The 23,151-nt window shown below is 66.8% G+C and carries 23 protein-coding genes; 19 read left to right on the top strand and 4 right to left on the bottom strand.

The window, feature by feature from the left end; all coding sequences use genetic code 11:
* The first annotated feature begins 6 nt into the window (after positions 1–6).
* The 5 genes from cobN to cobJ are packed head-to-tail and all read left to right on the top strand — an operon-like array spanning position 7 to position 6,841.
* Positions 7–3,429 (top strand): cobaltochelatase subunit CobN, encoded by a 3,423-nt coding sequence (gene cobN, locus ACQR2C_RS29515; RefSeq protein WP_434882692.1) that lies wholly within the window; start codon positions 7–9, stop codon positions 3,427–3,429.
* Entirely contained in the window at positions 3,426–4,697 is a 1,272-nt protein-coding gene (cobG, locus tag ACQR2C_RS29520) for a precorrin-3B synthase (protein WP_434882693.1), read from the top strand. Before cobN ends, cobG begins: the two co-directional genes overlap by 4 nt.
* Positions 4,690–5,322 (top strand): precorrin-8X methylmutase, encoded by a 633-nt coding sequence (locus ACQR2C_RS29525; protein WP_315805129.1) that lies wholly within the window; start codon positions 4,690–4,692, stop codon positions 5,320–5,322. The genes cobG and ACQR2C_RS29525 overlap by 8 nt, the downstream gene beginning before the upstream one ends.
* Positions 5,319–6,077: a precorrin-2 C(20)-methyltransferase gene (locus ACQR2C_RS29530; protein WP_315805130.1), complete on the top strand. Its 759-nt coding sequence runs from the start codon at positions 5,319–5,321 to the stop codon at positions 6,075–6,077. The genes ACQR2C_RS29525 and ACQR2C_RS29530 overlap by 4 nt, the downstream gene beginning before the upstream one ends.
* Positions 6,074–6,841 (top strand): precorrin-3B C(17)-methyltransferase, encoded by a 768-nt coding sequence (gene cobJ, locus ACQR2C_RS29535; protein ID WP_434882694.1) that lies wholly within the window; start codon positions 6,074–6,076, stop codon positions 6,839–6,841. The genes ACQR2C_RS29530 and cobJ overlap by 4 nt, the downstream gene beginning before the upstream one ends.
* Here the strand turns inward: cobJ and ACQR2C_RS29540 are convergent.
* Positions 6,805–7,578 (bottom strand): cobalt-precorrin-6A reductase, encoded by a 774-nt coding sequence (locus ACQR2C_RS29540; protein WP_316238642.1) that lies wholly within the window; start codon positions 7,576–7,578, stop codon positions 6,805–6,807. The two genes, cobJ and ACQR2C_RS29540, sit on opposite strands and share 37 nt — an antisense overlap.
* Before the next feature lie 14 nt (positions 7,579–7,592).
* Here ACQR2C_RS29540 and cbiE point away from each other — a divergent pair, with 14 nt between their 5' ends.
* From cbiE to cobM, 3 genes are read left to right on the top strand one after another with little or no spacing between them, the layout of a single operon-like run.
* Complete coding sequence (gene cbiE / locus ACQR2C_RS29545) at positions 7,593–8,828, top strand: precorrin-6y C5,15-methyltransferase (decarboxylating) subunit CbiE (protein ID WP_434882695.1); 1,236 nt, start codon at positions 7,593–7,595, stop codon at positions 8,826–8,828.
* Positions 8,825–9,229 (top strand): cobalamin biosynthesis protein, encoded by a 405-nt coding sequence (locus tag ACQR2C_RS29550; protein WP_316238640.1) that lies wholly within the window; start codon positions 8,825–8,827, stop codon positions 9,227–9,229. Before cbiE ends, ACQR2C_RS29550 begins: the two co-directional genes overlap by 4 nt.
* Complete coding sequence (gene cobM, locus ACQR2C_RS29555; RefSeq protein ID WP_316218478.1) at positions 9,226–9,987, top strand: precorrin-4 C(11)-methyltransferase; 762 nt, start codon at positions 9,226–9,228, stop codon at positions 9,985–9,987. The genes ACQR2C_RS29550 and cobM overlap by 4 nt, the downstream gene beginning before the upstream one ends.
* Here cobM and ACQR2C_RS29560 read toward each other — a convergent pair.
* Entirely contained in the window at positions 9,957–11,087 is a 1,131-nt protein-coding gene (locus tag ACQR2C_RS29560; RefSeq protein ID WP_434847700.1) for a cobalt-precorrin-5B (C(1))-methyltransferase, read from the bottom strand. The genes cobM and ACQR2C_RS29560 overlap by 31 nt on opposite strands.
* Before the next feature lie 47 nt (positions 11,088–11,134).
* Here ACQR2C_RS29560 and ACQR2C_RS29565 point away from each other — a divergent pair, with 47 nt between their 5' ends.
* A complete protein-coding gene (locus ACQR2C_RS29565) occupies positions 11,135–12,475 on the top strand; it encodes a cobyrinate a,c-diamide synthase (RefSeq protein WP_434882696.1) in 1,341 nt (446 codons plus the stop codon).
* Positions 12,472–13,128, top strand: a complete 657-nt coding sequence (gene bluB, locus ACQR2C_RS29570; protein ID WP_316182780.1) for a 5,6-dimethylbenzimidazole synthase — start codon at positions 12,472–12,474, stop codon at positions 13,126–13,128. Before ACQR2C_RS29565 ends, bluB begins: the two co-directional genes overlap by 4 nt.
* Before the next feature lie 64 nt (positions 13,129–13,192).
* Here the strand turns inward: bluB and ACQR2C_RS29575 are convergent, their stop codons facing one another.
* Both ACQR2C_RS29575 and ACQR2C_RS29580 read right to left on the bottom strand, forming a co-directional pair.
* On the bottom strand, positions 13,193–13,918 hold the full coding sequence (locus ACQR2C_RS29575; RefSeq protein WP_434882697.1) for a formyltransferase family protein: 726 nt from the start codon (positions 13,916–13,918) through the stop codon (positions 13,193–13,195).
* 18 nt (positions 13,919–13,936) lie between these two features.
* Positions 13,937–15,268 (bottom strand): hypothetical protein, encoded by a 1,332-nt coding sequence (locus ACQR2C_RS29580; protein ID WP_434882698.1) that lies wholly within the window; start codon positions 15,266–15,268, stop codon positions 13,937–13,939.
* A 734-nt stretch (positions 15,269–16,002) separates the two neighbouring features.
* Between ACQR2C_RS29580 and ACQR2C_RS29585 the strand changes: the two genes are divergently transcribed.
* From ACQR2C_RS29585 to ACQR2C_RS29625, 9 genes are all read left to right on the top strand, one after another.
* A complete protein-coding gene (locus tag ACQR2C_RS29585) occupies positions 16,003–16,212 on the top strand; it encodes a hypothetical protein (protein WP_316182783.1) in 210 nt (69 codons plus the stop codon).
* Entirely contained in the window at positions 16,209–16,916 is a 708-nt protein-coding gene (locus ACQR2C_RS29590; protein WP_315805142.1) for an RNA polymerase sigma factor, read from the top strand. The genes ACQR2C_RS29585 and ACQR2C_RS29590 overlap by 4 nt, the downstream gene beginning before the upstream one ends.
* Positions 16,917–17,054: 138 nt before the next feature.
* A complete protein-coding gene (locus tag ACQR2C_RS29595; RefSeq protein ID WP_315756400.1) occupies positions 17,055–17,879 on the top strand; it encodes a flagellin in 825 nt (274 codons plus the stop codon).
* A 61-nt stretch (positions 17,880–17,940) separates the two neighbouring features.
* Entirely contained in the window at positions 17,941–19,653 is a 1,713-nt protein-coding gene (gene fliD, locus ACQR2C_RS29600; protein ID WP_316218473.1) for a flagellar filament capping protein FliD, read from the top strand.
* Positions 19,653–20,078 carry a flagellar export chaperone FliS gene (gene fliS / locus ACQR2C_RS29605; RefSeq protein WP_316182785.1) on the top strand — a complete coding sequence of 142 codons (426 nt, stop codon included), beginning with the start codon at positions 19,653–19,655 and terminating at the stop codon, positions 20,076–20,078. The genes fliD and fliS overlap by 1 nt, the downstream gene beginning before the upstream one ends.
* A gap of 232 nt (positions 20,079–20,310) precedes the next feature.
* A complete protein-coding gene (locus ACQR2C_RS29610) occupies positions 20,311–20,583 on the top strand; it encodes a hypothetical protein (protein WP_315805146.1) in 273 nt (90 codons plus the stop codon).
* 365 nt (positions 20,584–20,948) lie between these two features.
* A complete protein-coding gene (locus ACQR2C_RS29615; protein ID WP_316218472.1) occupies positions 20,949–21,614 on the top strand; it encodes a flagellar hook assembly protein FlgD in 666 nt (221 codons plus the stop codon).
* A 22-nt stretch (positions 21,615–21,636) separates the two neighbouring features.
* Positions 21,637–22,875: a flagellar hook protein FlgE gene (flgE, locus tag ACQR2C_RS29620; RefSeq protein ID WP_315805148.1), complete on the top strand. Its 1,239-nt coding sequence runs from the start codon at positions 21,637–21,639 to the stop codon at positions 22,873–22,875.
* A gap of 2 nt (positions 22,876–22,877) precedes the next feature.
* Complete coding sequence (locus tag ACQR2C_RS29625) at positions 22,878–23,147, top strand: hypothetical protein (protein WP_316218470.1); 270 nt, start codon at positions 22,878–22,880, stop codon at positions 23,145–23,147.
* The last annotated feature ends 4 nt before the right edge of the window (positions 23,148–23,151 follow it).

A 23,151-nucleotide genomic window follows, 5' to 3' on the forward strand; every position in this document is an offset into this window, starting at 1 on the left:
TCACCGATGCACCTGCTGGCGACAACGGGCGCGGATCTCGACGACCTCGAACAGGCCGTGGATCTTGCGCAGTCGCCGGCCGAGATCGTCGTGCTGTCGTTCTCGGACACCGACCTGTCGGCGTTGGCCGAAGCCTGGACCGCGACGTCGACCGAGCTGCCCAGCCTGCGCCTCGCCAGCCTGAAGCGGCTGAAGCATCCGATGTCGGTCGATCTCTATGTCGATCGCGTCGTGCTCGGCGCGCGCGCCGTCGTCGTGCGCTGTCTCGGCGGGCTCGACTATTGGCGCTACGGGCTGGAGCGCATCGCGTCGACCTGCCGCAGCAGCAACATTCTGTTCGCGGCGCTGCCGGGCGATGATCGCGCCGACGACCGGCTCGATGCGCTCTCGACCTTGCCGCACGACGCGACGTCGCGGCTCTACGGCTATCTGCACGAGGGCGGCGTCGGCAATGCGCGCGAGGCGCTGCACTATCTCGCGAGCCTGCTTGGCCGTGATGCGCCGTTTGGCGAGCCGCTCGCGCTCGGCTCCATCGTCGGCTTCGCGCGCGACCGCGGCGCGGTCGGCATCGATGACCTCTGCAGCCACGATGATGCGCGGCCGAGCGCGCTGATCGTGTTCTACCGTGCGAGCCTGCTTGCCGCCGATACGGCCGGGATTGCGGAATTGATGCGTTCGATCGAAGCCGAAGGGCTGGCGGCGGTCGCGGTCGCGGTGACCAGCCTGAAGGATCCCAGCATCGGCGATGCGCTGGCGCGACTGGTCCGGCACCGGCGTCCTGCGGTCATCTTGAACGCGACCGCGTTCTCGGCGCAGCGCGAGGACGGCACAACGGCGCTCGACCTCGCGGACGCGCCGGTTCTGCAGATCATCCAGGCGCAGAGCACCGAGGACGCGTGGGCTTCCTCGGCGCGTGGACTGTCGCCGCCGGACCTTGCGATGAATGTCGTGCTGCCGGAGCTCGACGGCCGGCTGCTGGCGCGCCCGATTGCGTTCAAGGGTGAGGCGCCGGCGGACGAGCGTCTGCAGTTCAGCGCGATGCGTTATGTGCCTCAACAGGACCGTATTGCTTACGTCGCCCGGCTCGCGGCGCGATGGGCGCAATTGCGCGCGCTGCCGGCCAGCGAACGGCGCGTAGTGCTGATGCTGTCCGATTATCCGGCGCGCGGCGGCCGCCGCGGCTATGCGGTCGGTCTCGACACCAGCGCAAGCGCGGCCGCGATCGCGCGGCTGTTGGCGGACAGCGGGTACGACATCGGCCGCGCAGCGCCGACCGCCGACGACATCGAAGCGCTGCTGCGGGACCAGGCAGATGAGCTCGTCGTGCCGCTCGCGACCTATCGGTCCGCGCTGGCGCTGTTGCCGGATGATCTGCAGCGCGCCTTGCACGATACCTGGGGAGAGGCGGATGTCGACCCGGCATTCCGGGATGGCGCGTTCCGTTTCCCGGTGCTGCGTACAGGAAAACTTCTGATTTTGTTGCAGCCGGATCGTGGCCATCGCGCCGACCGCAAGTCCGGCTATCACGACACCAGCGTGCCGCCGCGGCACGCTTTCGTCGCGCTCTACGCGTATCTTCGTGAGGCCGAGCGGATCGATGCGCTGATTCATCTGGGTGCGCATGGCACGCTGGAATGGCTGCCGGGCAAGGCGCTGGCGCTCTCGAGCGCGTGCTGGCCGGAGGCCGTGCTGGGCCCGTTGCCGGTGATCTATCCCTTCATCGTCAACAATCCCGGCGAAGCGATGCAGGCCAAGCGGCGGTTGTCGGCACTGACGCTCGGGCATCTGACGCCGCCGCTGTCGCAGGCCGGCCTGCACGGACCCTTGCTGGAGCTGGAGGGGCTGGTCGAGGAGTATGCCGAGGCGGATGGTCTCGACAAACGCCGCTTGAAGCTGCTCGAGGAGGAGATCGTCGCGCGGGCCTGGCAGAGCGGCTTGGCCGCCGATTGCGGGCTCGACCGTGCCATGGCCGGACGCGAGGCGATCGCGCAGCTCGATGCGCAGCTCTGCGACATCAAGGAGCTCGCGGTGCGTGACCGCCTGCACGTGTTCGGGCAGGCGCCCGACACGGCGGCGACCGGCCTGTTGGCCGATGCGATCATTGCGGCCGCGGGACAGGCGGCAGCGACTATCGATCGCGCCGACATCGCAGCCCGGATTGACGGGAGCGCGGCGGCCGAGCACAGCGCGTTGCTCGCGGCGCTCGACGGCCGGCGCGTCGCCGCCGGTCCTGCCGGCGCGCCGAGCCGCGGCCGTCTCGACGTGCTGCCCACGGGCCGCAATCTGACCGCGATCGATCCGCGCGCGATTCCGACCCGCACTGCGGCTCTGGTTGGCCAGCGCGCCGCCGACGAGGTGATCCGGCGCTATCTGCAGGACCATGGCGACTATCCGCGCGCGCTCATGCTCGATCTCTGGGCGTCCGCATCGCTGCGCACGGGGGGTGACGATCTGGCCCAGGCCTTGGCTTATCTCGGCGTGCGGCCGCGCTGGGATCTCAACTCCAATCGCGTCACGGGCGTCGATGTGTTGCCGTTGGCGATGCTCGATCGCCCGCGCATCGATGCGACGCTGCGGATCTCGGGGCTGTTCCGCGACCTGTTCGAAGCGCAGATCGCGCTGTTCGATCTCGCCGTGCAGAAGGTGGCGGCGCTCGACGAGGACGATGCCGACAATCCGCTGGCCGCGGCCCGGCGGCGCGGCGAGAGCCTGGCGCGCGTGTTCGGCGGCGCGCCCGGCAGCTACGGCGCCGTTGCCGCCGATCTCGCGCTCGGGATGGACTGGACGAGCCGGTCGCAGCTCGGCGAGGCGTATCTTGAGAGCACCGCTTATAGTTTCGGCGGAGCGCATGACGGCGTGTCGGCCTCCGACACGTTTCGCGCCCGCGTCCGCAGCGCCGATGCCCTCGTGCATCCGCAGGACGATCGTGAGCGCGACCTGCTCGATGGCGAGGAGGTCGCCGATTTCGCCGGAGGTTTTGCCGCCGCCGCAGCGTCGCTTGGCGCGTCGCCCGCGCTGCTGCATCTCGACACCAGCCGTCCAGAGGCGCCGACGGCGCGGAGCTTCAGCGAGGAGATTGCCCGCGTGGTCCGCGGCCGTCTCGCCAATCCGCGGTGGATCAACGGAATGCTCGCTCACGGCTATCGCGGCGTGGCCGAGATCGCGCAGGGCGTCGACGCGCTCTATGCCTTTGCGGCCACCTCCGATGCCGTCGCCGAGCACCTGTTCGATCTGGCGCATGGCGCGCTGCTGCGCGACGAGGCCGTGCTGGACGGCATGGTCGCGCGCAATCCTGCGGCCGTCGCCGCGATCGTCTCGCGGTTCGAGGATGCGCTGCGCCGGCGGCTTTGGGTGCCGCGCCGCAATGCGGTCGCTGACGAGATCGTGCAGGCTCGCGCGCGCCTCACGCAAAAGGAGAGCGTGTCGTGAGCGCCGCGGTCGAGATCAAGGGCTGGTGTCCGGGCGCGCGGCGTCCGATGCCGAGCGGCGACGGGTTGATCGTTCGCGTCCGGCCGCATGGCGGCGCGCTGCCGGTGTCGACGCTGCGCGAGCTTGCCGAGGCCGCGCGGCGTTACGGCAACGGCGAGATCGACCTCACGCGCCGCGCCAATCTGCAGATACGTGGCGTATCGTCCGAGACGCTCGTGCCGCTGTGGGAGCTGATGGCATCACTCGGCCTGCTCGATGACAGCGCCGAGCGCGAAGCCATCCGCAACATCGTCGTCAATCCGCTGGTGGGACACGACCCGGCCGAACGGGCCGACATGCGACCCGTCGCGGCCGAGCTGGAGACGTTGCTGGCCTCGGATCAGACGCTCCATGCGCTGCCGCCCAAGTTCGGCTTTGCGCTGGACGGCGGCGGCCGGCTGCCGCTGACGGAGCTCGCCGCGGATGTTCGTCTCGTCGCCTGTGGCGGCACTCGGGGGAGGCGTGTCGCCGTCGGCATTGCGGGTTCCGATGATCCCGTGTGGCTCGGAACGACAGCCGTGATCGACGCGGCATCGACGGCCGTTCACCTCGCGCGGCTGGTGCTGCAACTTAGCCCCACGCGCCGCTCCGCGACGTTGCCGCCGTCCGCGATCGCCGCGGTCAGCGCAGAGCTGAACCTTGACGTTTCCGACATCGCGCCACCGTCAGCCGCCATGGGGCAGCGACATTGCGGCGTCATTGCTCTCACGGATCAAACCTGCGCCGTCGGTCTCGGCGTGCCGTTCGGCCGCATCGATAGCGACGCGCTGGCGCGGCTTACGGCCGTGCTCGCGGCACATGATGTCGCCGAGGTCCGCCTGTCACCATGGCGCGCGCTATATGTCGTCGCGGGCGCCGTGAGTGCAGGGCAATTGGTGGCGGACGCAGCCCGGCTCGGCCTGGTCGTCGACGACGCCGATCCACTGATGCGCATCGACGCCTGCTCGGGCGCCGGCTGCTGTCCGTCCACGGAATTGGCGACGCGGCAGCATGCCCGCATGATCGCCGATGCGATGGCCCGGACGGGATTCAACGGCACGCTGCACGTCTCCGGCTGCGCCAAGGGCTGTGCACGGTCGGCGGCTGCCGACATCGTGCTGGTCGGCGAGGCCAAAGGTTATCACATCGTCCGCCACGGCACGGTGAAGAGCGAGCCCTGCGGCATGCTCGATCCCGCCGAGATCGATGGCGGCGGGCTGTTCGAAACGAAAGAAAAGGCCGATGTCTGAGCTCCGCGACTACATCAAGGACGGCGCGGAGATCTACCGCCGCTCGTTCGCGACCATCCGCGCCGAGGCCGACCTGTCGCGCTTTCAAGGACTGGAAGAGAAGATCGCCGTGCGCATCGTCCATGCCTGCGGCATGGTCGAGATCACCTCCGACATCGCGATGTCCGAACATTTCGCCGCGGAGGCGCGGGCGGCGCTCGATGGCGGCGCACCGATCCTGTGCGATGCCAAGATGGTGGCGCAGGGGATCACGCGGGCGCGGCTGCGGGAGAAGAACGAGATCATCTGCACGCTCGAGGCACCCGAGGTGCCCGCGCTTGCCGCGAAGCTTGGGACCACCCGATCCGCCGCGGCGCTGGAGCTGTGGCGGCCGCATCTCGGCGGCGCGCTGGTGGCGATCGGCAATGCGCCGACGTCGTTGTTTCATCTGCTCGACATGCTCGATCAGGGCGCGCCGCGACCGGCTGCGGTGATCGGGACGGCGGTTGGGTTCGTTGGAGCGCGGGAGTCCAAGGAGGCGCTCGCGGCCGATGGCCGGGTGCCGTATCTGATCGTGAAGGGCCGCAAGGGCGGCAGCGCGATGGCGGTCGCGGCGGTGAATGCGATCGCGAGCGACGTCGAATGAGCCTCTTAGACACCATCGCGGGCTCGGCTCATCCCGGCACGCTGTACGGCATCGGCGTCGGTCCGGGCGACGTTCGCTATCTGACCTTGCGCGCCGCCGGCCTGGTCCGGTCCGTCGATGTGGTGGCGTTCTTTGCCAAGCGCGGCATGGAAGGCAACGCGCGGCGGATCGTGACGCCCTTGATGGAAGCCGGCCGCCACGAGCTGCGGCTCGAATATCCGGTCACGGAGGAACTGCCCGTCGCCGACCCGTCCTATCAGTCAGAGATCGCCGATTTCTATCGGCGCGCGTCGGACAGCATCACCGCGCATCTGGCGGCGGGGCGATCGGTCGGTCTGCTGTCGGAAGGCGATCCGTTCTTCTACGGCTCGTTCATGCATATGTGGCGGCGACTGGAGCACGATCATCCGGTCGAGGTGGTGCCGGGCGTCACCGGCATGTCCGGCTGCTGGACAAAGGCCAATGTTCCGATCACCTGGGGCGACGACGTCCTCTCGGTGCTGCCGGGCACGTTGGGCGAGGACGTCCTGCATGATCGGCTGACGCGTTGCGAGGCTGCCGTGATCATGAAGGTCGGGCGCAACCTCGCCAAGGTGAAGCGCGCGATCATCAGCGCCGGATTGCTCGATCGCGCGCTCTATGTCGAGCGCGGCACGATGGAGGCGCAGCGCGTCGCGCCGCTGGCCGAGGTGGAGCTGGACCGCGGTCCCTATTTCTCGATGATCCTGATCCCCGGGCAGGGGCGACGGCTATGACGGGCACGCTGACCATCGTGGGCGTCGGCCCGGGGCGGGCCGAATTGATCACGCCCGCCGCCGCGGCCGCCATCGCAAGCGCGACCGATTTGATCGGCTATGGACCGTATCTCGACAGGGTGACCTCGACGAGTCCGGGCCAGATCCGGCACGCCAGCGACAATCGCGTCGAGCTCGACCGCGCCCGCCACGCACTCGCGCTCGCACGCGACGGCAGGCAGGTCGCGGTGGTGTCGGGCGGCGATCCCGGCGTGTTCGCGATGGCCGCGGCGGTGTTCGAAGCGGTCGAGGCGGGACCAGCGGCGTGGCGCGACCTCGACGTCCGCGTCGAGCCCGGCGTCACCGCGATGCTGGCGGCCGCGGCTGAGGTCGGGGCGCCGCTCGGCGGCGACTTCTGTGCGATCTCGCTGTCCGACAATCTCAAGAGCTGGACGACCATCCGTCGCCGCCTCGAGGCGGCCGCCGCGGCCGATTTCGTCATTGCGCTCTATAATCCGCTGTCCAAGGCGCGGCCTCATCAGCTGGGCGAGGCGTTCGCGCTGCTGCGCCAGATCAAGCCGGCTTCGACCGTCGTGGTCATGGTGCGGGCCGCGGGCAGTGGTGATGTCGGGCGGATCATCACCACCTTGGGCGAGGTCGATCCCGGCAAGGCGGACATGCGCACGCTCGTGCTGATCGGATCGACCGCCACGCGCCTGATCGCGCGCGAGGGAAAGTCGCCGTTTGTCTATACGCTGCGCCGTGAGGTCGAGGGCGGCGCATGAGTCAGTTGTGCCTCCAGCCACTGCAATGCGGCTCGCGCGCCGTCCAGCGCGATGCCATGCGGCTTGTCGGGTCTTGCGATCATCACCACGGGAATCGCGAGCCGCCGCGCGGCTGCGATCTTCGGATACGTGGCCGCGCCTCCGGAGTTCTTCGATACCACAAACGCGATGCGCTCTTGGGTCAGAAAGGCTTGCTCTGTCGGCTCGTCGAACGGCCCGCGATCGTGGACGAAGCGAATGTCGGGCGGCAACGCGACGTCGCCAGGCGGGTCGATGGTTCGCGCGACGTAGTGGTGCTGCGGGGCTGCTGCGAAGGCTGCGAGCTCCAGGCGGCCAAGACTGAGGAATACACGCGCCGGATCCGTTCCGAGCGCGGAAGCCGCGTCGTCGGCACTGCCGACCTCGATCCAGCGGTCGCCGGCCTGGCGTTGCCAGGCCACCCGCCGGATCGACGCCAGCGGCACCGACAGCGCATGGCAGCCTGCAACCGCATGGCGCGAGATCTGGTCGGCGTAGGGATGCGTGGCATCGATGACGGCGTCGATCGCATGATCCCGCAGCCAGGCTTCCAGTCCGGCGATGCCGCCGAAGCCGCCGATGCGCGTCGGCAGCGGCTGCGGTCTGGGCGCGGCGGTGCGGCCGGCGAGCGAGAGCGTCGCTGCGAACCGGTCGTCGCCGGCGAGCAGCCGCGCCAGCTCCGAAGCCTCGGTCGTCCCGCCAAGAATGAGAATACGCATGCGGGGCAGTGTCCATGGTGAACTCGGCCGCAACTTGCAACGCGCAGCGCTGGCTGTCCATCGTCGGGATCGGCGAGGATGGTGTCGACGGCCTCTCGGTATCTGCACGACGTCTCATCGCGCAGGCGGCGCTCGTGGTCGGAGGCGCGCGCCATCTCGAACTTGCCGCGCCGTTGATCGCGGGGGAACGGCTGGCTTGGCCCAGCCCGTTGAAGCTCGCGTTCGATCAGATCGCGGCGCGACGGGGACAGCCCGTCGTCGTTCTCGCAAGCGGCGATCCTTTCAACTACGGCGTCGGCAAGCAGCTGATGCAGCGTTTCGCGCCCGCCGAGATGTTGTGCGTCCCGCAGCCCTCGGCCTTCAGCCTCGCGGCGGCACGGCTCGGCTGGCCGCTGCAGGACGTGGCGCAGGTGACGCTGCACGGCCGCCCGCTGGAAGGGATCATCCGCCATCTTGCGCCGGGGACGCGCATTCTGGCGCTGGCCTGGGATGGATCCACTGCCGCAAGGCTCGCCGCGCTGCTGACCTCGCGCCGCATGGGACGTTCGCGCCTGACGGTGCTGGAAGCGATCGGCGGCCCACACGAGCGGGTGCGAGGCGCGCCAGCTGACGCGTTCGATCTCTCCGATATCCATCCGCTGACGACGATCGCGATCGAGGTCGACGCGGAGGTTGATGCGCCCGTGATCCCGCTGACCGCCGGTCTTGCCGATGACCTGTTCGAGCATGACGGCCAGTTGACCAAGCGTGACGTTCGCGCCGTGACGTTGTCGGCCTTGGCGCCGCGTCCAGGCGAACTGCTGTGGGACGTCGGGCTGGGCTCGGGCGCGGTGGCAATCGAGTGGCTGCTGCGGCACGGCTCGCTGCGCGCGATCGGGATCGAGGCGCGGCAGGACCGGGCCGACCGGGCGATGCGCAACGCGCTGGCGCTCGGCACTCCCGAGCTGAAGCTGGTGATCGGAAGCGCGCCGGCGATGCTGGCGGATCTCGAAGCGCCCGATGCGGTCTTCATCGGCGGCGGCATTTCTGAAGCGGGTGTGTTCGAAGCGGTCTGGTCGCGGCTGAAACCCGGCGGCCGCCTCGTCGCCAACGTGGTGTCGCTCGAAGGCGAGGCGCGGCTGAGCGCGTTGTTCGGCCAGCATGGCGGTGAACTGATCCGCATCGCGGTTTCGCGCATCGAGCCGGTCGGCCGCATGCACGGCTGGCGGCAGGCCCTGCCGATCACGCAGTGGCGGGTGACGAAACCATGATCGCGCTCGGAATCGGTTGCCGGCGTGCCGCCAGCGTCGCAGACATCGAGGCGGTGATCGCACAGGCGCTCTCGCTTGCACGCCTCGCCCCGGCAGACGTGGCGGTGCTCGCCACAGCGGCGGACAAGGTCAGCGAACCCGGCGTGATCAGCGCCGCGCGCCGGCTTGGCCGCCCGCTCGTCGGAGTGGCCTCTGCTGACATGGCGGCTGTCGCCGATCGCGCGATCACGCGAAGCGATCGCGTCAGGCGCCTGAAGGGTGTACCTTCGGTCGCCGAGACGGCGGCGCTGGCTGCCGCCGGCGCGAATGCCCGGCTGGTCCTGGCGCGCGTCGCAAACGCCGTAGCGACCTGCGCGCTGGCGGAGGGCGAGGCGGCCATCGATGCGGAGCGTGCGCCATGACGGTGCACTTCATCGGCGCCGGTCCCGGCGCCCCGGACCTGATCACCTTGCGCGGCCGTGACCTGATCGCGCGCTGTCCGGTATGTCTCTATGCGGGCTCGCTGGTCCCTCGCGCGCTGCTCGATCATTGCCCGCCCGGCGCACGTATCGTCGACACAGCACCGATGTCGCTCGACGAGATCGTGGCCGAGATCGAACGCGCCACGCTCGCGGGCGACGACGTGGCGCGGCTGCATTCCGGCGATCTCTCGATCTGGAGCGCGCTCGGCGAGCAATTGCGGCGCCTGGATGCATTGCGGATTCCCTACACGATCACACCCGGTGTGCCGTCGTTCGCGGCGGCGGCGGCCGCGCTTGGCCGCGAATTGACCTTGCCGGGATTAGCCCAATCGGTGGTGCTCACGCGGACCTCCGGCCGCGCGTCGGCCATGCCGGACACGGAGCAGCTTTCGCTGTTCGCGCAGTCGCGCGCCACGCTCGCCATCCATCTCTCGATCCACGTTCTCGACAAGGTCGTCGAGGAGCTGCGGCCGCATTACGGTGACGACTGTCCGGTCGCGATCGTCTATCGCGCGAGCTGGCCGGACCAGCTGGTCCTGACCGGCACGCTGGCGACCATCGTCGGCCAGGCCGCGGCTTCCGCCGTGGAGCGGACCGCGCTGATCCTGGTGGGCCGCGCACTCGCAACCGAGGATTTTCGCAACAGCGCGCTGTACGATGCCGACTATCAGCGGCGCTTCCGCGGGAGAGGGGAGTGAGCCGGTCCATGACTTTGTCCGACCAGCCGGCCGTCGCGGTCGAACACGGCGATGTCGAGGGCCATGTCGTTGTCGCCCAGCGCACGCCGCGCCGTCGTCCAGGCGGCGAGCGCGACCACCTCTCCGGCAGGAAACCCGACCCGCTGGGACTCCTGCAGCACCTGCAGCGCGGTGTTGGCCGTGCGTGCGCTCGTGACCAGCGTGGCCGGCGCACCCGCGTCATGCAGCGTGTTCGCCAGCCAGCCGAGATCGACCTCGCCGGCGCGCGAATGCAGGTCGAGCAGGCCCTGGCCGAGCTTGGTCATCTTGGCGAAGCCGCCGGCCACGGTGACGCGAGCGACCGGATGCCGTCGCAGATATTTCAGCATGCCGCCGGCGAAATCGCCCATGTCGATCAGCGCCGTCTCCGGCAGGCCATGGAGCCGCTGCACGGCCTTCTCGGATGTGCTTCCCGTCGCGCCGGCGATGTGCGGCAGGCCGGCCGCGCGCGCGACGTCGATGCCGCGATAGATGGAGTGGATCCAGGCAGCACAGCTGAACGGCACCACGATTCCCGTGGTGCCGAGGATCGACAGGCCGCCGACGATGCCGAGCCGCGGGTTGAGCGTCTTTCTGGCGAGCTCCTCGCCGCCGGGAATGGAGATCTCGACGGCCACGTCGCCTGTCGCACCGAGCTTTGCCGAGGCTTCGCCAATCGCCGCCGTGATCATCTCGCGCGGCACCGGATTGATCGCAGGCTCTCCCGGCGGCAGCGGCAATCCCGGTCGTGTCACGGTGCCGACGCCGGGGCCGGCGCGGAACGTTACGCCGGAATTGTCTGCACCGCGCCGCAAGGTTGCTCTGACCAGCGCACCATGCGTGACGTCAGGATCGTCGCCGGCGTCCTTGACCACGCCCGCGGTGGCCTCGATGCCGTCGGCCTCATGCATCGCGATCGCAAAGCCGACACGACGTCCGCCCGGAAGGGCGATCTCGACCATGGCAGGACAGTTGCCCGTGATCAGCAGCTCGTAGGCGGCGCGCGCCGCAGCCGTGGCGCAGCTGCCGGTCGTCCAGCCACGCTTCAGCGGTCGGTTCGGCGGATCCGCGATGTCCATCATGTCGGTTCGCATAGCACATTTTGCCATGCCTCGGCGGCGTTACGGCCATGAGCAAGGCGGCGCCCAGCGGAATCATCATCGCCGCGCCGCGTTCGGGCGCCGGCAAGACGACCGTCACGCTCGGGCTGTTGCGTGCACTCAGCCGGCGCGGCGCGCGCGTGCAACCCTTCAAATGCGGCCCGGACTATATCGATCTCGCCTATCACACGGCTGCGGCACAACGGACGAGCTACAATCTCGACAGCTGGGCGATGTCCGCGCCGCAGCTGCTCGGGCTTGCCTGCGGCGTCGCCGCCGACGCCGATATCGCCATCGTCGAGGGCGTCATGGGCCTGTTCGATGGCGCGTCGCATCCCGGGCGCGCGGGCAGGGGCTCGGCCGCAGATCTTGCAGCCCTGACCGGCTGGCCGGTCGTGCTCGTTCTCGATGTCAGCGGGCAGACCGAGACGGCCGCCGCCGTCGCGCTCGGCTGCGCGCGTTTTCGCGACGATGTCCACGTGGCCGGGGTGATCCTCAATCGGGTCGCGAGCGAGCGGCACCGGGCGCTCATCGAGCCGGCGTTTGCGACCGTCGGAATCGAGGTGCTCGGCGCGCTGGCGCGGGACGCGCAACTGACCTTGCCCGAACGCCATCTCGGGCTGGTCCAGGCCCAGGAGATCACGGCCATCGAGGCCCATCTCGAGCGTCTTGCGGCAAGCGTGTCCGGGTCGGTCGATCTCGACGCGGTGCTTGCTCTCGCAAATCCGATTCGGGCGCCTGGCCTCGCCGCGCTGAGCTCCAGCCTCGGCATCAAACCGCCCGGACAGCGCATCGCGCTCGCATCAGATGCGGCCTTCTCGTTCAGCTATCCGCATCTGCTGCGGCACTGGCGCGCTCAGGGCGCGGAGACCATCCCGTTCTCGCCGTTGAACGACGAGGCTCCTGATCCAGCAGCCGACGCGGTGTGGCTGCCAGGCGGCTATCCCGAATTGCATGCGGGACGGCTGGCCTCGGCGCGGTCGTTCCTCGACGCGTTGCGCGCGATGGCCTCGCGCGGCGTGCCGATCCACGGCGAGTGCGGCGGCTACATGACGCTAGGCGCGGGACTCGAAGATGCCCATGGTGTCCGGCATGCGATGGCTGGGCTGCTGTCACTGGAAACGTCGTTCGCGCGACGCCGCCTGCATCTCGGCTATCGTCATGCGACCTTGGCGGCCGACTGCAGCCTCGGCCCGAGAGGGGCTGTCGTTCGCGGCCACGAATTCCACTATGCGACCATCCTGAGCGAGGCAGACGATCCGCTGATCGCGTGCCGCGATGCGTCGGGCGGCGTCATCGCCGAGCGCGGCGCCCGGCGCGGGTCGGTGACCGGATCGTTCCTGCACGTCCTGAGCGGGGAGGGCGCATGAGCGAGCCAGGCCGAAGCCCTCCGCAGTTCGACGCGACATTCCGGCAGCGCTTTGCCGAGCTGGTGCGCTGGCGTCGCGACGTCCGCCGTTTCCGCGCCGATCCGGTCTCCCTTGAGCTGATCGAGCAGTTGCTCGCTCTCGCGTCCTACGCGCCGTCCGTCGGCTTCTGCCAGCCTTGGCGGTTCGTGCTCGTCGAGAGCGCCGAACGCCGCGCGACGGTGATCGAGAACTTCCAGCATGCGAACCAGGCGGCGCTCGCCGGCTATGATGGTGAGCGGCGCGCGCTCTATGCAAGCCTCAAGCTGGAAGGCTTGACGCAGGCGCCGGTCCATCTCGCCGTCTGTGCCGACGAAGGCGCTGCCACCGGGCATCGTCTCGGCCGCGCCACGATGCCGGAAACGCTCCGCTACTCGGTGGTCGCAGCGATCCAGACGTTCTGGCTGGCGGCGCGCGCGGAAGGTCTCGGCGTTGGCTGGGTGTCGATCCTGGACCCGGAGGCTGTCTGTCGCGCGCTCGAATTGCCGTCGGACTGGAGCCTGATTGCGTATCTCTGCGTCGGCTGGCCGCAGGAGGAGCATGACGATCCCGAGCTGGAACGTCACGGCTGGGAAACGCGGCTCGACCAGACCGTGATCAAGCCGCTCAAGCGTTAGAGCATGATCCGGAAAAGTGGAAACCGGCTTTCCGATGAGATCATGCTCACACAAAGAGATGATGTCACGACGCCGACGCCAGCGCCGGCGCGTCAACCGTCATCGGCTCGCCGACCGGGGCCTCGGCGCGCATGAGCTGAAACCGTGTGCCTCGCAGGTTGACGGTCAGTGGGATGCCGCGGAAGTCGTCGTGAAAAGCGCGGATGCGGCGTGCCATTTCGCTGGGATCGATGTCGGCGGGCATGTCGCATAGGGCGGCGTACATCTGCCTCGTGCTCTTCGGGCCGCTCCAAGCGGTGCCGAGCGCCGGCAGCGGGCCGGCATGGCAGGCGAGGTCGCGCGACATCCGCCAGAACAGATAGGCGAGCCGCACGAACGCCATCTGCTCCAGGCCGCGGACATCCACGCCTTGGGGGATGTCGAACGGCTCGACACCGACGATCGCGCCGCAGTCGACCCGGGTCTCCATCGCGTGGGCCGTCGCGCCGAAGCGCTTCGTACCGTCGTACATTGCGAAATGGGCCGGCGCCCAGCCGGGATAATCCGGTGGGCCCGGATGAAAATTGTAGGCGCCGTAACCGAGCGCCTGAAGGATGGCGGCAGGCACGACGACGCCGGTCGTGAACGCAAGCAGGCGGGATCTGCCGAGCACGTCGCGTTCGATGGCTTCGAGGTCCTGCAGGCTGACCGCGCAACGGAATGCGAGGGCAGGGTTGTGCGCCCGCAGGAGCTCGGACAACGCGAGCTGCTGGTCACGGCTGCCGGTGAGAAGAATGATGGTGTCGAACATGATTTGTCCTGGCTGGCGTCAGTGGCGATGGGCGTTGAAGCTGGCGGGCCGGCGCATGGCTTCCGAGGCGGCGGTGGCGGCGAACAGATCGGCCGGCAGCTCCTGACCGGGGACGATCTCGAGTACCATGTTGTCGGCCAGCAAAGCGGCCTGCCGCGCCATGCGAACCTCCGGCGCCCACGAGCACAGCGAAAGCTCGAGGCGGCCAAAGCCGCCGCAATCGGCGACGAAGGCGCTCGTCAGCCGCTCGATGCTGTCGGCCGTTGCGCGCGCGCTGCTACCTTCGACATCGCGCAGGATGACCGTGACGCCCCGGCCAGATTTTACTTTCGAGCGCACCACGAGCAGCGACTCCAGCGCGCCGACGCGCCCCGCCCGCCGCGGCGAGCGTGCCACTTCGGCGAAGTCCGGGTCGGGGCCGAGATCAGCGTTTGTCGGCTTCAGATTGTGGACGATCGTCGCGTTGCCGACTCCGGCTTCCCCTGCAACGGCATGGTAGCTGCGGGGAAGCCAGACCGTATCGAGTGCGATCTGGGACGTCACCGCACTCCAGGCCTGGTCGATCAGATAGCCGTCCCAGACATCGGGATATGACGAGGCAATCTCGCGCCAGGTCGTCAGCATGGTCTCGGCCGCCTTGGAGCGGCCGAAATAGAGAGTGCGCGGCGACATCTCCCAGCCGTTCCACTTATGGACGGCGAAGTCGCAGCCGGCCAGATGAGGAAGGCCCGGGGCGGCTTGAAACATCACGTCCGCCTCGACGTACAACAGCGGCTCGCGGTGCCGCTGCCACATCCGCGCGACGAAGTCGGCCTTGTCGGCAGCGCTCAGGCGTTCGCCGGGGCGGCAATCGATCGCCTCGATGTCGAATGGGAGCCCGAGCCGCTGCAGCGAGCGTCTGAGATGATAGACGTGCAAGTCGCCGACCGTCGTCGGATGGCAGGACACGACACGCATCGTAGTTGCGGGTGCCGTCTCCGGAGCAGGCCAGTCGCGGCCGCCCCACCACAATTCATGCGGACCGTCGGCCGAGGTGCCGACGGTGCCGAACGCCGTCAACTTGGATTTCAGGAAATCGAACGCGGGGTTTTCGCCGAAAGGGATCGCCACGGCATCGTGCGAGGTCAGCGTGCCGTACAGCAGCTCCGCACCCGCGCCGGTTGGCGGATCGAGCAGGACGATCGTGCGGCCGCGGCCAGGCGATGGACGTTCGTCGCAGTGAACCAGCGGCCCGAATGTCCGCGACAGCCACTGCAGACGAAGACCTTGCTGCTGACCGAGCTTGACGCCTCGAGCGCGCAAGGCTTGCGTCGGGTCGTCGTCGATGGCTTTCGGGTCTTGTCGCATCATGCCGGGTCCTCCTGCACAATCAAACGGACCACGTCGGCCAATCAGGCGCGTCGATCACGCATGCGCCGGCGTCGGTCACTTGCGATGATGCGAGCAGGACGAAGCTCTCGACACGGAAAACGCGAACTTCGTTTCGCAATGTTGCCGGCGCGCCGCGCGAAGCCCGCACAGATGAATCAACATCGTGGATGCGTAAGAAGACGTACGGGCATTCGCTTTCGATCTGATAGCGCTTGGTCGACGCCGAAGTACGAAATCGGGCATTAAAAAGCAGTCGCGGGCGCGGATCGCGCGCTTCGCGCTGAGATATCGAACGCGACGATACTCACGAAAGTCGACGTCGATCGAAACATTGAGCAACATTCGGTGACGCTACAGACATCGATTGACACCTACGCGTGCGTCGTCGGCGCGCGACGCATCACGTCGATCGCTTCATTTGTCGTTCCATCAGCAACTACAACGTACGAGCACGACAGATCAGGCGCGCCTTGTCGCAAAAATCGTCATGAGATTCAAAAATCGCGTCTGCGGAAACTGACAGAGTCGAAAAATGCGATAATTTCGTCGAGGTGATTCGGAAAAAATTGCCGGGCGAGATGATCGTTTCGCAAGAACTCCGGATCTTGAGCGACCGCAGATTTGGTGTGCGCGGTCCGTATCCAGGGATGCTGTTAGTAAGCGTTGCAGCCCGCGTTTTCTGCTGAACTCGTCTTCCGGAATGAACCCGCGCCATGCCGAACATCGGCCTCTCCTTCTCAATGATCGTCGAGCGCTCGATCCGCGTGCGGCAGAATTTGCCTGTCCCTAGGCAAAACATTCCATCTAACTACCTGAAAAATCACGAAGAATCTTCGCCTGCTTCTCTCGATCACAGCGTTCAACGATCGGAAGCCGTCTGCGAATACCGCATTCGGCATTGCGGGTTGGAGATGCGGAAATGAGCTACGCGCTGGACGTCTGGGCCCCGGCCGATGGCGTATCTTCGAAGGAGCCGGGGTCCCCGGACGTCGCGGTGGTGCTGCCGTCGAGCGAGTCGGTCAGCACCGTTCCAGACTCTGCGCCGCCGGGCGAGACCATGGTCTTCGACGAGGACAAGGATCTGCTCGACCGGCTGGCCACCGGAGAGGAGCTCGCATTTCGCCTTCTCGTCGAGCGCCACATCGACCGCGCCTATGCGATTGCGTTGCGCATCGTCGGCAATGCCGCCGACGCCGAGGACGTCGTTCAGGATACGATGCTGAAGGTCTGGACTCATCGCGGGCGGTGGCAGCACGGCCGTGCCAAATTCTCGACCTGGCTCTATCGCGTCGTCAGCAACCGCTGCATCGACATCCGCCGCAAGCCGCGGACCGAGAATGTCGATGTGGTGCCCGAGGTTGCGGACGGCAAGCCGGATGCCGTGAGCGTCATCGAGCGTGCGGAGCTCAGCGACCTCCTGGAAGGAGCGATGCAGCGGCTTCCGGAGCAGCAACGGATCGCCGTGATCCTGTCGTATCACGAGAACATGAGCAACGGCGAAATCGCCGAGGTGATGGACACGACAGTGGCCGCCGTGGAGTCGCTGTTGAAGCGGGGTCGCCAGCATCTGCGCGACATGCTGCGGCGTCACGAGCGCGACATTCGCGGCGCCTTCACCGATTGCTAACCATAAAATTCCCGGCGCGGGAGAATTCCCGCCTGATTCCCGCAGGCGCTTCCGTTTGATCGGTCAGACGGGGCCGATCCGCACCGTCAGTCCTTCCACGATGCGGCGTGCTTTGCCGATCACTCAGGAGTCCTCACCGTGCCCGCAATTTCCACCAACATCGCCGCCAACTCCGCCGTCCGCTACTTGAACATCAACTCCAACCAGGAGACGAGCTCGCTCTCCAAGCTGTCGAGCGGTTCGCGCATCACGTCGGCCTCGGACGACGCGGCCGGTCTCGCCATTTCCACGCGCATCTCCTCGGACATCACCACGCTGCAGCAGGCCGCGACCAACGCCGCCCAGGCGACGTCGATCCTGCAGACCGCGGATGGCGGCGCGTCGAACATCAGCGACATCCTGGCGCGCATGAAGTCGCTGGCCTCCGAGTCCGCATCGGGCACCACGGTCGGAACCAGCCGCACCTACATCCAGTCGGAATTCTCGCAGCTCATCAGCGAAATCTCGTCGATCGCGACCGGAACGCGCTACAGCGGTCAGAGCCTGCTCGACGGCACCAGCACGTTCTCGTCGGGCGTCTCGGTTCTGGTCGGATCGTCCGCGTCCGACACCATCAACATCACGCTGTCGGATCTCACCGCGAGCACGCTCGGCGTCTCGTCGCTCGACGTCAGCACCCAGACCGGCGCGACCGCAGCCTTGACCGCTCTCGACACCGCGATCGACACCGTGTCGAAGGCGCGTGCCGACATCGGCGCGCAGGAGTCGCGCTTCAACTTCTCGGCCGATTCGATCTCGACGCAGACGCAGAACCTGCAATCGGCCAATTCCGCCATCAAGGACGTCGACATCGCCTCGGAGCAGGCGAAGCTGTCGTCGGCGCAGGTGAAGACCCAGGCCGCGGTATCGGCGGAAGCCGCCGCCAACCAGATCCCGCAGTACCTCCTGAAGCTGCTGGGCTGAGCCGTGATCTGCCGGGCCGGCGCCTCGCCGGTCCGGCTTTTTCCTCGGAGGACGACGACGGATGACGGTGAGCAGCGCAACCTCGAGCACGAGCAGCACGACATCGTCTTCTTCATCATCGACGAGTTCGAGCAGCTCGCTCACGACGTCGGGAACGAGCACCACGAGCACGATCGACTGGACCGCGCTGATCGAGTCCGCCGTCAATGCCAAGCTCACCCAGGCGACCCAGATCTCGACCAAGATCACCGCCAATGAAGCCAAGATCACGGCGTACCAGACGCTGCAGACCGCACTGAAGACACTGTCATCGGGATTGTCGTCGCTGGCGACATCGATGGTGAACTCGCTTGCGACCAACGCCTTCGCCACGCGGGCCGCCACCATCAGCGCGACCGGCGACGTCAGCGCCTCATCGGCGCTGTCGATGTCGGTGAGCAATGGAGCCGCGACCGGCAGCCACACGCTGACGATCGGCCAGGTCGCCACGGCGCACAAGGTGACGGGCACGACGCAGTCGAGCCAGACCGCGGCCCTCGGCTATTCCGGCACGTTCTCGCTCGGCCTGTCCGGAGGCAGCACGGCCGACATCACCATCACCAGCGGCATGTCGCTGCAGGATGTCGTCGACGCGATCAACGCGCAGACCTCCACGACCGATGTCGAGGCGTCGATCGTCCAGGTATCGAGCGGGTCCTATCAACTGGTGCTGACGGGGACCCAGGATGCCGCCGACATCACCTATGCAAGCTCGTCCGGGGACGACATCCTCAACAAGCTCGGGGTGACCGACAGCTCGGGAGCCTTCGCGACGGTGCTGCAGACGGCCCAGGCCGCGGAGTTCACGCTCGATGGGATCAGCCTGACCCGCAACACAAACGACATCACCGACGTGCTCAGCGGCGTCACGTTCGATCTGCTGCAGGCGACACCCTCCGGAACGACGCTGACCGTCACCATCGGCGCCGATACGAGCCAGATCTCGTCGGCGCTGCAGACCTTCGTCACCGACTACAATGCGCTCCGCGATGCCGTGATTGCGCAGCAGACCACCAACTCCGACGGAACCGCCTCATCCAGCTCGGTGCTGTTCGGCGACGGCACCATGCGCGACATCATGAACTCGCTTCAGGCCGTGCTCGGAACGTCCGTCGGCGGGCTGACGATGGCGGACCTTGGTCTCTCGTTCAACGAAAAGAACGAACTCGAACTCGATACGGGCACGCTGTCGACGATCCTGAGCACCAATTTGAGCGGTGTGACGACGTTGTTGTCGGCGCAGACCAAGACCTCGTCGAGCCAGCTCAGCGTCGTCAATACCGGGTCGTCGCCGCAGTCGTTCACCCTGGATCTGACGGTGGATGCCTCGGGGAATCTCTCGGCCGCATCCGTCGGTGGCGACAGTTCGCTGTTCACGGTCAGCGGCAACACGATCGTGGGCAATTCCGGGACGATCTATGCCGGCATGGCTTTCACCTATACCGGCTCGACCTCGCAATCGATCACGGTGACCTCGACCCAGGGGCTTGCAACCCAGATCTACCAGATCGCCAAGACCGCATCGTCCAGCACCGGCTCGTTGCAGACTTTGATCGACAATCTGACGTCCCAGGACGAGACGATGCAGGCCAAGGTCAACGACATCAAGAGCTCGGCTGCGACGTTCCAGACCCAGCTCACGGCGCAATACGCCAAGTACCAGGCCGCGATCGAGAGCGCCAACAATACGCTGACCTATCTGAAAGCCCTCCTCAATTCGAGTTCGAGTAACTGATGACCCAGAGTTCGATGGCGCAATTTGCAAGTCAGGCCTACCGCGGCACGGCCGTCGCGGTTCCGCCGCTGCGGGCCGTGATCATGCTGCTCAACGGCGCGGTCACCTGCCTGCAGAAATCCGTGCAAGCGCAGGAGGTGCGTCGCTTCGAGGAGGGGCATGCCCACCTGACCCGGGCAACGGCGATCCTGCGCGGGTTGAGCTTGCACCTCGATTCCACGCGCGGCGGACCGGTCGCCGACCAGTTGTTCGGAACCTACAACGCCCTGATCGTGGCCGCGCTGCGGGCCTATGGTCGACCTCACATGCGCGAGAATTTCCAGCGGATCACCGAAAGCCTGCTGGAACTGCGGCAGGCGTGGGAGGCTGTCGATGTGGCGGCCCGGGGAAAGCGAGCGGCTGCTGATTCGGCCAACCGTCGGTAGATCTCGCCGAATCGGGCACTCGCCGCGCTGCGGAAATCTTGAGAAATCGATCAGAAATGGGCTGCATTGTCTCCCGTTTCGGTATCCAGTGCGGCCTCGCGTGCATACGACTCCCGAAAAGTACGGAGTTTCCAGAGCTTGGTTGCGGTCGATCGTCACAATTGCCGATATCAATTTCGTTCGCGGGCTGAATGCTTTATGACCAAGCTGGAAGCGCTGGATTGGGCGGACGATGGACGTCAGGGAATTCGAGGATCTGATCGGCAGGCTGGGTGAGGACCTCTCGCGCTGGCCGGCGGAGCAGCGTCAATCCGCTGCTGATCTGCTTGCGTCCTCCCCCGAAGCCGATCGATTGCTATCCGAGGCACGTCTCGTTCGTGAGGCGCTGTCGTCGCCGCCGGTTCGTGCACCCGCCGGCCTGACGTCGCGTATCCTTGCTGCGGCCCATCGCCTGGCCCAAGAGGAAGCGGCAACCCCGCCGGCTGACGCCCATCAGCCCGGCTGAGCCTTAGCCAGGACCGCGCTTGCGCGGCTGCGCTTCGGCCGGTCGGACCTCGCCGCTGGAACCGCAACACCATCGCAACTGTCATCTCGCTCAGTTTCTTGAGCTCGCTTGCGCGCGAATCGAGGGCGCCCGAGTGCGACGACGGCGAGCCGTGGCGCCGATGCAGATCGGGGCCTCGCACCAGGCGATTTTTGCCGCCTCTGCGCAACAGCGCGGCGGCAAATTCTGCCGTCGGATCAACTAATTCGATCGACTAATTGTGCGCCTGGAATCGGCGCTCTGGCCGTTTGATCAGCAAACGCCTTCACGACCGCGTGGTCGTGCTGTGTCCCGCCGCCGCTCGCGGCGCGAGCCGGAGTTCTGCCATGACCGTCACCGCCGCGAGTTCGTCGACCGCGACCACCTCATCGACATCATCGTCCAGCGACACATCGCGTACGACGCTCAGCTCGACCGACTTTCTTCAGCTGCTGGTGAGCGAACTGCAGAACCAGGATCCGCTCAACGCGACCAGCGTGACCGACTTCATCAACCAGATGACGTCCTACGCCAATTTCACCTCGCAGCAGTCGCTCAACAGCAGCATGACCTCGCTGGCCGGCTCGTTCTCGAGCCTGGTGACGCTGAATTCGGTGAACTACATCGGCCACACCGTCGAGGCCAAGAGTGACACTGCCGTCCTCTCGAACGGCTCGGCGACGTTCGGCTATTCGCTGTCGTCAGCAGCGTCAAACGTTTCGATCTCGATCAAGGATTCCTCCGGAAGCACGGTCTGGACAGGCACCGGGACCGGCAACAAGGGCGCCAATTCGATCACCTGGGACGGCACCGATTCCAGCGGCAATCAGCTCAGCAATGGCGGCCAGTACACGATCTCCGTGACGGCGACGGACTCCGCGGGCACCTCGGTCCTCAACTACACGACGGTCATCGGGACCGTAACCGGCATCGACACCTCGACCAGCACGCCGTCGCTCACCGTCGGCGGCGTTCCTGTCAGCGCCAGCAACATCATCGGCGTCACCTCCTGACCGCATTACCCGGAGTACAATCATGAGTCTTTCTGGAGCCCTGTCATCGGCGATCTCGGCGCTCAACGCGCAGAGCTCGTCGCTCGCCATGATCAGCGACAACATCTCCAACGCCGATACGACCGGATACAAGACCACGTCCGGCCTGTTCGAGCAGCTGGTGACGGCATCGAGCAGCTCGAAAGCCTATTCCTCGGGGGGCGTCTCGGTCTCCGGCCGTGCCAACATCACGCAGCAGGGGCTGCTGGCCGCCACCACCAACGCGACCGACGTCGCCATCCAGGGCTCGGGCTTCTTCGTCGCGACCAACTCGACTTCGGCCGGAGGCGAGACCTTCTACACGCGCAACGGCGCGTTCACGACCGACAATGCCGGCTATCTCGAGAACGACGGCTACTATCTCGAAGGCTGGCGCACAGATGCGAGCGGCAACGTGGTCGGCAACGGCCTCGAGCCGGTCAATACCAAGGTGGCGCTGACGAATGGTGGGGCGACGACCAAGACGTCGCTTGCGGCCAACCTGCCGGCCGATGCTGCGAGCGGAGACACCTTCAGCAGCTCGATGACGGTGTACGATTCGCTTGGCCAGTCGCATACGCTCAATGTGACCTGGACCAAGTCGGCGACGGCGAACGAATGGACTGCCGATGTCGCGCCTGCCACGGCGTCGGACGGCACCGTGACGAGCGGCACCTATACGATCGATTTCAACTCTGACGGCTCGCTGAGCACGGTCTCCTCGACCAATCTCGGCATCACCTGGAACAACGGCGCCGCGGCGAGCTCGATCACGCTCAGCTTCGGCACCACCGGCGGCGGCACCGACGGTCTGACCCAATTGTCGTCCGGCAGCACGACGCCGAGCGTCTCCAATTTCAGCGCCAATTCCGACGGCATCTCGTTCGGAACGCTGAGCAGCATTTCGGTCGGCAAGAACGGTCTTGTCGAGGCGACCTATTCCAACGGCCAGACGGTTCCGATCTACAAGATCGCGGTGGCGACCTTCGCCGATCCCAATGGCCTCGTGGCGCATAGCAGCGGCATGTACACGTCGACGGCGACATCGGGCAACGCGACCCTGCAGGCATCCGGCGAGAATGGTGCAGGGACCATTTACGGTAGCGAGCTGGAGTCGAGCACGACCGATACCACGGGCCAGTTCAGCAGCATGATCTCGGCTCAGCAGGCCTATTCGGCGGCGTCGCAGGTGATCTCGGCCGTCAACAAGATGTACGACACCCTGATCTCGTCGATGAGGTGATCATGGTCGACCTCAAGAGGGAGCGGCTCGGCGAGGGCGAGGTTCTGCTGAAGAAGCTGCGGCGGCTGAGACTGCGCGCCGCGACCGCCGGCAAGGACGACCGCGTGCAACTGTTGGCCTTGATCGACGATATCGAAACGGTCCGACGAAAGCTGCTTCGCGAATGTGCGCTGCTCGACGAGGAACTCAAGGTCGCCACCGTGAGGGTGACGGCGCTGAATACCTATGCCCGCGTCGCGCAGATCAGTCGCCGACCGCAGCGTGAACAGTAAGAGG

The organism is Bradyrhizobium sp. HKCCYLRH3061 (genome assembly GCF_051168015.1).
GTDB lineage: Bacteria > Pseudomonadota > Alphaproteobacteria > Rhizobiales > Xanthobacteraceae > Bradyrhizobium.